This is a genomic window from Ruegeria sp. SAZD011 (genome assembly GCF_059612545.1).
Map to the genome: position 1 here is coordinate 381,994 of NZ_JBXWQU010000022.1, position 9,834 is coordinate 391,827.

At 62.7% G+C, this 9,834-nt stretch carries 9 protein-coding genes; 3 read left to right on the top strand and 6 right to left on the bottom strand.

The features are described 5' to 3' along the window. Positions 1 to 2: 2 nt before the first annotated feature. A complete protein-coding gene (gene rpsS / locus AC2FLM_RS10530) occupies positions 3 to 281 on the bottom strand; it encodes a 30S ribosomal protein S19 (RefSeq protein WP_093029006.1) in 279 nt (92 codons plus the stop codon). Positions 282 to 284: 3 nt separating this feature from the next. Continuing rightward, a complete protein-coding gene (rplB, locus tag AC2FLM_RS10535) occupies positions 285 to 1,127 on the bottom strand; it encodes a 50S ribosomal protein L2 (protein WP_011046244.1) in 843 nt (280 codons plus the stop codon). A gap of 436 nt (positions 1,128 to 1,563) precedes the next feature. Between rplB and AC2FLM_RS10540 the strand changes: the two genes are divergently transcribed. After that, the gene (locus AC2FLM_RS10540; protein ID WP_234219548.1) at positions 1,564 to 2,211 is read left to right on the top strand and encodes a phage tail protein; all 648 of its coding nucleotides are present in this window, start codon (positions 1,564 to 1,566) and stop codon (positions 2,209 to 2,211) included. A gap of 229 nt (positions 2,212 to 2,440) precedes the next feature. Here the strand turns inward: AC2FLM_RS10540 and AC2FLM_RS10545 are convergent, their stop codons facing one another. The 4 genes from AC2FLM_RS10545 to AC2FLM_RS10560 all read right to left on the bottom strand — a co-directional run bounded on the left by AC2FLM_RS10545 (position 2,441) and on the right by AC2FLM_RS10560 (position 7,232). Beyond that, positions 2,441 to 3,022, bottom strand: a complete 582-nt coding sequence (locus AC2FLM_RS10545; RefSeq protein ID WP_496857757.1) for an AbiU2 domain-containing protein — start codon at positions 3,020 to 3,022, stop codon at positions 2,441 to 2,443. A 6-nt stretch (positions 3,023 to 3,028) separates the two neighbouring features. Then, positions 3,029 to 5,227, bottom strand: a complete 2,199-nt coding sequence (gene uvrB, locus AC2FLM_RS10550; RefSeq protein ID WP_496857759.1) for an excinuclease ABC subunit UvrB — start codon at positions 5,225 to 5,227, stop codon at positions 3,029 to 3,031. Between the two features lie 84 nt (positions 5,228 to 5,311). Beyond that, on the bottom strand, positions 5,312 to 6,697 hold the full coding sequence (locus AC2FLM_RS10555) for an alpha/beta fold hydrolase (protein ID WP_496857761.1): 1,386 nt from the start codon (positions 6,695 to 6,697) through the stop codon (positions 5,312 to 5,314). A 43-nt stretch (positions 6,698 to 6,740) separates the two neighbouring features. Then, on the bottom strand, positions 6,741 to 7,232 hold the full coding sequence (locus AC2FLM_RS10560) for a MarR family winged helix-turn-helix transcriptional regulator (protein ID WP_496857763.1): 492 nt from the start codon (positions 7,230 to 7,232) through the stop codon (positions 6,741 to 6,743). Positions 7,233 to 7,317: 85 nt separating this feature from the next. Here AC2FLM_RS10560 and AC2FLM_RS10565 point away from each other — a divergent pair, with 85 nt between their 5' ends. Together AC2FLM_RS10565 and AC2FLM_RS10570 are read left to right on the top strand one after the other, a co-directional pair. Beyond that, positions 7,318 to 8,013 carry a glutathione S-transferase family protein gene (locus AC2FLM_RS10565; protein WP_496857765.1) on the top strand — a complete coding sequence of 232 codons (696 nt, stop codon included), beginning with the start codon at positions 7,318 to 7,320 and terminating at the stop codon, positions 8,011 to 8,013. A 27-nt stretch (positions 8,014 to 8,040) separates the two neighbouring features. After that, a complete protein-coding gene (locus tag AC2FLM_RS10570; RefSeq protein ID WP_496857767.1) occupies positions 8,041 to 9,723 on the top strand; it encodes an adenylate/guanylate cyclase domain-containing protein in 1,683 nt (560 codons plus the stop codon). Positions 9,724 to 9,834: the final 111 nt, after the last annotated feature.

Genomic DNA, 9,834 nt, shown 5'->3' on the forward strand with positions numbered 1-9,834 from the left:
ACTTACTTCCGCTTCGCTTTTTTGTCAGCCGCGTGACCGTAATAGGTCCGGGTCGGCGAGTATTCACCGAACTTCTGACCGATCATGTCTTCGGAGACGTTGACGGGGATGTGTTTCTGGCCGTTGTACACGCCAAAGGTCAGACCCACGAACTGGGGCAGGATGGTGGACCGGCGCGACCAGATCTTGATGACTTCGTTGCGGCCCGACTCGCGCGCTGCTGCTGCCTTTTTCAGGACATAAGCATCGACGAAAGGACCTTTCCAAACAGAGCGAGACATTGCTTAACGCCCTTTCTTCTTGGCGTGACGCGAGCGAATGATCAGCTTTTGCGACGCTTTGTTCTTGTTGCGGGTACGGGTACCCTTGGTGTCCTTGCCCCACGGGGTCACCGGCGTACGGCCACCCGAGGTGCGGCCCTCACCACCACCATGGGGGTGGTCGATCGGGTTCATTGCAACACCGCGGACCGACGGACGAATGCCCTTGTGGCGCATGCGGCCGGCCTTGCCGTAGTTCTGGTTGCTGTTGTCGGGGTTCGACACGGCACCGACGGTGGCCATGCATTCCTGACGCACCATGCGCAGTTCGCCCGAGCTCAGACGGATCTGAGCGTAGCCGCCATCACGACCCACGAACTGGGCGTAGGTGCCGGCGGCACGTGCGATCTGACCGCCCTTGCCGGGCTTCATCTCGATGTTGTGCACGATGGTACCGATCGGCATGCCCGAGAAGGGCATCGCGTTACCCGGCTTGATGTCGGCCTTGGCGGATGCCACGACCTTGTCACCGACCGCCAGACGCTGCGGGGCCAGGATATAGGCCTGCTCGCCGTCTTCGTATTTGATCAGCGCGATGAACGCGGTCCGGTTCGGGTCGTACTCGATCCGCTCGACGGTGGCCGCCACATCGAATTTGTTCCGTTTGAAGTCAACGATCCGGTAGAGGCGTTTTGCCCCACCACCGCGGCGACGCGAGGTGATCCGTCCGGTGTTGTTCCGGCCGCCCGACTTGGTCAAACCCTCGGTGAGGGATTTGACAGGACGTCCTTTCCAAAGCTCCGAACGGTCGATCAGCACCAGCCCGCGCTGGCCCGGCGTCGTCGGCTTATACGACTTGAGTGCCATGCTTTCTGTCTTCCGTTTAGCAACGGCGGGTTGCCCCGCCTATGTATTGAGGCCCCCGTAGGTGCCCGTGGTATAGGGCCCCTAAGGTCCCCGGCTGCAAAAATCACGAGCCCCGGGACGAATCCCAGGGCGCAAGATTGGTGGCACTTAGCAAGGACGATCCCCGTTGTCCATAGCCGAACAGGACAAAGCCGCACCGGGGTGGCGGGCGCTGCGCGGTCACCCCGATCGCCGGTTTCTCACGACATCGGGCCCTGCATGTCGTGAACCGGCAATCCTTTTTGTCTGCACTTAATGTCATCTTGATGCCCAGCTTCGTACATTTTGAGAAAATAAATGCGTTCTATGTGATCTAGGTTGCATCATGTTGACAAATTTTCCGCCAAAGTGGTGGTGCGTGCCCCTATGAGCGCGCCAAAATTTCTGGAGGATTGAGATGTCGAAGACTGCTTTTACCACCTTCGCGGCCGCTGCGGCCCTTTCTTTGGGCCTGATCGCTCCCGCATCGCAGGCGCGCGCCGGGGCCGATCCGTTTCTCGGCGAGCTGATGCTTGCCGGTTTCAATTTCTGCCCGCGCGGCTGGGCCGAGGCAAACGGGGCGCTGCTGCCCATCTCGTCCAACACTGCGCTGTTCTCGTTGCTGGGCACCATGTATGGCGGTGACGGACGCACCACATTCGCGCTGCCCGATCTGCGCGGGCGCGTCGCCATCGGTGCCGGTACCGGACCCGGCTTGCAGCCCATCACACAGGGTGAAAGACTTGGCCAACCCACCACCACCCAGACCATCGCGACGATGGCCCCGCACACCCACATGGCCACCAGCAATGCATCGACCTCGATCCATGTGAGCAGTGACGATGCCACCATACAGGATCCCGGCAACGCGTTCCTGGGCACGACGTCCACCCCGAACTATACCACGACGCAGCCCGACGAAGTGATGGCAAACGGAGCCGCGACCACCGGCGTCACCACAACGGTTCTGAGCACCGGTCAGGGCCTGCCGCAGGAAAACCACCAGCCGTCGCTGGGCCTGAAATACTGCATCGCCGTGGTCGGCCTCTACCCATCGCGGAGCTGATCCGGCGATAAATGATTGTCCGGGGCAGGACAGACCGCCCTGCCCCGGCCCGCTCGCACCGAGCACAACAAAACCCGATTATGCCAATGCGCAATGGGTTGGCCCCCGACCCAAGGCGGGTTCGGCGAGTAACGTAGGGTGGGCAGTTTACCCACCTGCGCGGAGATTTGGTTCGAAGTGGGCAAAGGGATGGTAGGCAGGGCTACCCTCCCGACGCTTGTTCTGCTGGCTAACGGAGTTTGCCGGCCCGCCTGAATTGTTCAACGGTCGAAGCCCAAAACAGTTTCCCGACCGAGACCCTCGCAGTTTTATCCACAGCCAATGATAGCTCGGCCAACACCGCTTGCGCGTGGTTCACGACATCAAAAATTTCGCTTTCAAAAGAAAGCCCGACCGAAAGGAGAAATGCCTCAGGATCTTCAGTGAACTTTCGGTCCAGATGGGCGAGAGCCTTGTCCCGCAAAACGCGAATCTTTTGATGTGCCAGTGAATCAGCGCCGATTAGATGATCTAACCGCGCATCGGCGATCGGGTCACCCAAGTGACGAATGCTCTCTTTATGCGCCCTGTAATGCGAGAGGAGCTTACGAAGATTCGTGCCCGATTTCTCGTCAAGCAACTGAGCAGCACACAAAATCAGCCGATCTTTGATAGCAGGAGTTACAGTAAGAAGAATGGCCTTCAAAGCTTCATCGCATGTTTCATCTGCAACTTTCTCGAATGCTTCAAGCACACCAAGCTGACGTTCGACATCAGAAACGAATTGGGTCAAGAAAGATAAACGACTTCGAAAGAGCTCTTCCTCACTCATTGTTTTCTACCGCCCCCGCCGCTTCACATTCCCGCCCCGCTGCCCGGGCCTGCCCGCCGTAGACCGCCCCTTTGACCGGACCGCCTCTTCCGAGGCTTTCTCGACCGCCCATTGCCGGGCCATGGGGTCGTCGGCGATGGCGAGGTCCACCGCTTCGAGACGCTTGATCTCGTCGCGCAGGCGCGCGGCTTCTTCGAATTCGAGGTTCTCGGCGGCCTTGCGCATGTCGGCGCGCAGCCCGTCCAGCACGGCCTCTAGGTTCCCGCCATGCAGCGGTTTGTCGATCTTGGCCGTCACGCGGGACATGTCGGTGTCGCCCTTGTAGAGGCCGGCCAGCACGTCCTCGACATTCTTTTTCACCGTCGCGGGGGTGATCCCGTGTTCCTCGTTATAGGCGATCTGCTTGGCGCGGCGGCGGTCGGTTTCGGCCAGCGCGCGCTCCATGCTGCCGGTGATGCGGTCGGCATACATGATGACGCGGCCATCGGCGTTGCGGGCGGCGCGGCCGATGGTCTGGATCAGCGAGGTTTCCGAGCGCAGGAAGCCTTCCTTGTCCGCATCGAGGATCGCCACCAGCCCGCATTCGGGGATATCCAGCCCCTCGCGCAGCAGGTTGATGCCCACCAGCACGTCAAAGGCGCCCAGGCGCAGGTCGCGCAGAATCTCGATCCGTTCGATCGTGTCGATGTCGGAATGCATGTAGCGGACGCGGATGCCCTGTTCGTGCAGGTATTCGGTCAGATCCTCGGCCATGCGTTTGGTCAGCGTGGTGACAAGGGTGCGATAGCCCTGGGCGGCCACCTTGCGCACCTCGTCCAGCAGGTCGTCGACCTGCATGCTGACGGGGCGGATTTCGACCTGCGGATCCAAGAGGCCGGTGGGGCGGATCACCTGTTCGGTAAAGACGCCGCCCGATTGCTCCATCTCCCAGGACGCGGGCGTGGCCGAGACAAAGACCGATTGCGGGCGCATGGCGTCCCATTCCTCGAACTTGAGGGGGCGGTTGTCCATGCAACTGGGCAGGCGGAAGCCGTGTTCGGCCAGCGTGAACTTGCGCCGATAGTCGCCCCGGTACATGCCGCCGATCTGCGGCACCGAGACATGGGATTCGTCGGCGAAGACGATGGCATGATCGGGGATAAACTCGAACAGCGTCGGCGGCGGTTCGCCCGGCGCGCGCCCCGTCAGATAGCGGGAATAGTTCTCGATCCCGTTGCAGACGCCGGTCGCCTCGAGCATTTCCAGATCGAAACTGGTGCGCTGTTCGAGGCGTTGCGCCTCCAAGAGCTTGCCCTCGCCCACCAGCTGGTCGAGCCGCTGGCGCAGCTCTTTCTTGATGCCGATGATGGCCTGCTGCATCGTCGGCTTGGGTGTCACGTAGTGCGAGTTGGCATAGACGCGGATCTGGTCGAACGTGTCGGTTTTCTGGCCGGTGAGGGGGTCGAACTCGGTGATCGCCTCCAGTTCCTCGCCGAAAAAGGAGAGTTTCCAGGCGCGATCCTCGAGGTGGGCGGGCCAGATCTCCAGACTGTCGCCGCGCACCCGGAAGCTGCCGCGCTGGAACGCCTGATCGTTGCGGCGGTATTGCTGGCTTACCAGATCGGCGATGATCTGGCGTTGGTCGTAATCGCCGCCGACCTTGAGGTCCTGGGTCATGGCGCCATAGGTCTCGACCGAGCCGATACCGTAGATGCAGGAGACCGAGGCGATGATGATCACATCGTCGCGTTCGAGCAGAGCCCGCGTGGCCGAGTGGCGCATGCGGTCGATCTGTTCGTTGATCTGGGATTCCTTTTCTATGTAGGTGTCAGAACGCGCCACATAGGCTTCGGGCTGGTAATAATCGTAATAGCTGACGAAGTATTCGACCGCGTTATCGGGGAAGAAGCCTTTGAATTCGCCATACAATTGCGCCGCCAGCGTCTTGTTGGGGGCCAGGATGATGGCAGGGCGCTGGGTCTCTTCGATCACCTTGGCCATGGTAAAGGTCTTGCCCGTACCGGTCGCGCCCAAGAGGACCTGGTTGCGCTCGCCCTCGTTGACACCCTGCGAGAGTTCCGCGATGGCGGTGGGCTGGTCGCCCGCCGGCTGGAACTCGGTCTGCATGACGAATCGGCGGCCGCCTTCGAGCTTGGGGCGCGCCTTCACGTCCGGCGCGGGGGCATGCATCAGCGCCTCGGACTTGTCGGAATGGGCATAGGGCATCGGGGGGATTCCTTTCGCCCCCGATCTTGGTCCGTTTTTGTTCCGGTTCAAGGGGGTGTGGCGCGCTGATGCCGGAAACTGGCATCAGCCGGGCGCGGTCTCGTTGGGAATGGTGGAGAGAAAATCCTCGATCTCGCGCAGCGCCCTGGGCCATTCGGGGTCGTAATCGGGCATGGTGTTGTTGGCGGTGTCGAGGCTGACGAAGCGCGCGTTGCGGATACCGGCGGCCAGGCGCTGACCCTGGTCCCGGAAATGCAGCCGCTCGCGGTCGGAATGCAGCACCAGCGCGGGGCAGCAAATGTCGGGCAGCAGCGGTTCGATATCGACCACGTCGACGGAATCACCAACGCGCAGGTAATCCGCATGGGTCATCGCCATCTTGATGAAGCGGGCGTATCTGTCCTGATCCTGCGGGCTGGATTCGGGGAAGAAGGCCTGGGCAAACAGGTGCCGGCCCGAGGGATACCCGTCGTCCCAGCTGTCCCGCGACAGATCCATCATCGCGTGCCCCAGCGCCAGGTCCTGCGGCCGGTTTCGTTTGCCCAATCCCTTGACGAAACCGCTCATCAGGATCAAGCTGGATACCCGGTCGGGGTGGCGTGCCGCAAAGGCCGCGGCGACCGCCGCCCCCAGCGATACGCCGAACACAGGTGCCCGTTCCAGGCCCGCTGCGTCGAACATCGCTTTCAGATCGTCGACAAAGCGGTCGAACGACACATCCTGAACGCCCCGGTCCGACAAGCCGTTGTTGCGCCCGTCGCAGCGGATCAACCGATAGTGGTTGCTCAGATGAGGCAGCCACCCATCCATCGGGTTCTGCGTCCAGTCGTATTCCAGATGCTGCACCCAGTTGGGCGCCTTGACCAATGTCCGGCCCTTGCCGGTTTCGGTCCAGGCGATGCGGGTGCCGTCCTGCGAGGTGGCAAAGCGGATCACCTGCCGCGCGGATTGCCGCGCGCGTTCAGCTTGGTCATCCGCGCCCGACAGGTCGAGCGACAGGACCTCGAGCGGGGCAGAGAGCCCTTTCAGGGTCATTGTGCCTTCGGATTTCAGGGGAATGCCGACGGTGCCGCCCGCGATCTGTCGGGTCACGCGGCTGATGAGGCAGCCACCGGGCGGGGCGGCGGCCTGAAGCCGCGCGGCGATGTTGACCGCGTCGCCGAACACATCCTCGCCATTGATGGTGACGTCGCCCACATGCACCCCGGCGCGCAGTTGCACCGGCTTGCCCAGCATCGCCTTCTGAATTGCGTGCGCGGTGGCAATCGCCTCGGTCGCGGTGCTGAAGCGCACCAGCGCGCCATCACCCATCAGCTTGAAGATGCGGCCGTTGCCGATCTTCACGCAGGGGCGAATGACCTGCTCGAAGATCTGGTTGAGTTCGGCCATCGTGGTGTCGGGGTTCGCGGCCATACGGGCAGTGAACCCCACCACGTCAAGCGAGAGTATGGCCGCGATCTGTCTTGCCATGTGGACGGGTCCCCGATCCGGCGCACCCTTGCACCAACTCGGATTAGGACGTGGAAGGGCCTGCCTGTCCAGTGTCTTGGTGCGCGGTGGACGCGTCGCCGGGACGGGTGAGCTTGCTCAGCAGATCCGCCAGGCGGCGCGCCTCGCCTTTGGCGAGGTGATCGCCGATGGCCTGTTGCATGGCCTCTGAGTAAACCGCCCACATGGCGGCGCGCACCCGCGCGCCCTCGGGCGTCAGCACCAGAACCTGCCCGCGCCCGTCCTCGTCGCAAGCGCTGCGGGCCAGGTGCCCGGCGCGGGCCAGCCGGTCGACCAGCCGCGACACGCCGTATTGCGGCAGCAGCAGCCGGCCCTGCAATTCGAAGGGGCGCAGGCCATCGGACCCTGCCTGTTCCAGCTCCCACAGGATGTCGTAACGGTCGAGCCCCGGCAGGCCCGCCGATTTCAGAGCCGCCTCGACATGGGTCAGTATGGCCTTGTGCGCACGGGCCAAAGGCAGCCAGACGGCAAAGGGATCGGGGGTGGGTTTGCTCATGTGGAGAAAGTAAATGCATGTGCATTGACTTTCAATCAAGAATATCCAGATCATCTACATGCAACTGCATCCACATGAGGTTCCCATGACCGACCCGCATCTGATCAGCCATCACCTGTGCCCCTATGTGCAGCGCGCGGTGATCGTGCTGAGCGAAAAGGACATTGCCCACAAACGCAGCTATATCGACCTTTCGGACAAGCCCGACTGGTTCCGCGCCCTGTCACCGCTGGGCCGGGTGCCGGTGCTGGAAACCGGCGGCGCGGTGCTGTTCGAAAGCCAGGTGATCGCGGAATACTTGGACGAGATCACCCCCGGCTCGCTGCACCCTGACGACCCGCTGGAAAAGGCGCGGCACCGGGCGTGGATCGAATATGCCTCGGCCACGCTGGCCGAGATCGCGGGGTTCTATAACGCCCCCGATGCCGCGACCTTCGAGAGCCGCAGGCAGGCCCTGCGCGACCGGCTGGCGCGGGTGGCGCCCGAAGTGCAAGGTCCGTTTTTCGCGGGCGAGCGGTTTCATATGATCGACGGCGTCTGGGGCACGGTGTTCCGCTATCTCGACACGTTCGAGACGCTGGGCACGTTCGACCTGATGCCCAAGGACGAGGGCATGGCGCGCTGGCGCGCGGCGGTGGCGGCACGCCCCTCGGTCCGCAACGCCCCGCCCGAGGGTTATCCAGCGCGGCTGCTGGCGTTCCTGCGGGCACGATCCTCGCATCTGGGAGAGCTGGCGCGGTCCGCTGAGCCGAACACTTTACAGGAGGCCACGATCCCATAGACTTGCACGACACGACAGGGAGAGCCGATGCACAGCCAGCTTGCCGTCCTGATGTTCGCTGATATCGTCGGCTATTCCGCTATGATGGAGGCCGATCAGCAGCAGACGATCGACGCGGTCCGAGGCCTGCGAGTGGACATGCTGGAGCCTGTTGTCGCAGCCCATTCGGGCCGCGTTCTGAAACGCCTTGGCGACGGCTGGATTATCTCTTTCAGCAGCGTCGCCGCCTGCGTCGACTGCGCGATGAATATACAGAGAAAGCTCCAGGCCGGGACCCCGCTGAAACTGCGAATCGGCGCCCATATCGGAGAGATCGTCTCGGATGGCGAGGATTTCTATGGCTCGGGACTGAATATCGCGCAGCGGATCGAGGCCGAGGCCCCCCCTGGCGGGCTGATGGTATCCGAAGACCTGTTCCGGCAGTTGTCCGGCCCGCTGGCAAGTGACCTCAAGGATGCCGGTACGTTCCGGCTGAAAAACATCGCCCAGCCGGTGCGGCTGTATCAGTGGCGGCCCAAGCACAAGCGCAAGATCGACCCGGACCAGATCACTTCGATCGCGATAGCCGCCATCGAATACGCCCCGCTGGATGCCGAAACCGCCGCACTGGCGGGCGACCTGCACGATCAGCTGGTGATCCGCCTGTCCCGGCGGCAGGGTGTCGTCGTGCTGGACGCCGCGAACCGACCTGTCGAGAACGCCACCTATGACCTGCGCAGCAGGCTGCGCGTCGCCGGCGGGCGCGGGCGGTTGAGCCTGTCACTGGTCCTGCGTTCCGAAGGCCGGCCGGTCTGGTCCGAAAGTTATGACCGCGAAACGGCCGACATTTTCGATTTCTGCGACGTGGTGCTGGAACGCGCCGAGGCCGATCTGCGCATCCAGACCAACGCCTTTGACGGCGACCGCCTGGCCCATATCCCGGAAGAGGAATTGAGCGTCTCGGAACTGAGGGCGCGGGCGGCCAATGCCTATTACCGGCTGACCTACGAAGACTGGATCGACGGTCTGCGACTGATGAAACGCGCGATCCGGATGAACCCGCGCGACGGCGTGTCGCTGGCGATGCGCACCGAGGCCGAGATCATGACGCATTCCGCGCGCTACAGGCGCCTGTCCCAGGACCTGCTGACGGAACTGGCAGACGACCTTGATACCGCGATCGAACAGAACCCCGGCAGCGACTATGTGTTCTGGACACGCGGTCTATATCGGATCAACTGCCTGTCGGATGTGGCGGGCGCGCGTGCCGATCTGATCCGAAGTCGCGACCTGAACCCGGCCTATGCCGAAAGTCACGAACTCGAAGCGCATATCCTGATGGTAGAGGAAGAGTTCGATCAGGCCGCCGAGAAGTTTGGACTGTTGCTGCAACGGCAGGTTCACAATCCGATGATCCCGTATCGACGCTTCTTGCGCGCGGCGGCCTATTATTGTGGCGGCCGCTATGATCTGGCCGCCGAGGATGCACGTCTTGCGGCGGATACCCGACCCAAGGAACGGGCGATGTATGTCTTGCGCGGGCTCGCCTTGCAGGCCGACGGCAAGACCGAGGCCGCCCAAAGCGTTTTCCAGCGCGCGGCGGGGCTTGCGCCACAGCCCAATATCTGCTCGCGCTGCCCCGTCCTACCGGCGTCACACCAACATCTGGCCGAGGCGCTGGCGAGCGCGGTCCGAAGCCCACAAGGGCAACTGGACGGGCTGGAGTTCTGAAACCGATTACCACCACGCAAAACGCCGGCCACCAGCGACGCACCGAGATTCTTTTGCTCTTTCACGCGAATTCCCTTGATTTGTGCGCCACAAGGGACCATGTCGAGCATG

Bases quoted from the DNA above. Each gene is read 5' to 3' on its own strand.
- uvrB (WP_496857759.1), bottom strand. From the start codon at position 5,227: ATGCCCTATGCCCATTCCGACAAGTCCGAGGCGCTGATGCATGCCCCC.
- AC2FLM_RS10540 (WP_234219548.1), top strand. From the start codon at position 1,564: ATGTCGAAGACTGCTTTTACCACCTTCGCGGCCGCTGCGGCCCTTTCT.
- AC2FLM_RS10560 (WP_496857763.1), bottom strand. From the start codon at position 7,232: ATGAGCAAACCCACCCCCGATCCCTTTGCCGTCTGGCTGCCTTTGGCC.
- AC2FLM_RS10545 (WP_496857757.1), bottom strand. From the start codon at position 3,022: ATGAGTGAGGAAGAGCTCTTTCGAAGTCGTTTATCTTTCTTGACCCAA.
- AC2FLM_RS10565 (WP_496857765.1), top strand. From the start codon at position 7,318: ATGACCGACCCGCATCTGATCAGCCATCACCTGTGCCCCTATGTGCAG.
- AC2FLM_RS10570 (WP_496857767.1), top strand. From the start codon at position 8,041: ATGCACAGCCAGCTTGCCGTCCTGATGTTCGCTGATATCGTCGGCTAT.
- rpsS (WP_093029006.1), bottom strand. From the start codon at position 281: ATGTCTCGCTCTGTTTGGAAAGGTCCTTTCGTCGATGCTTATGTCCTG.
- AC2FLM_RS10555 (WP_496857761.1), bottom strand. From the start codon at position 6,697: ATGGCAAGACAGATCGCGGCCATACTCTCGCTTGACGTGGTGGGGTTC.
- rplB (WP_011046244.1), bottom strand. From the start codon at position 1,127: ATGGCACTCAAGTCGTATAAGCCGACGACGCCGGGCCAGCGCGGGCTG.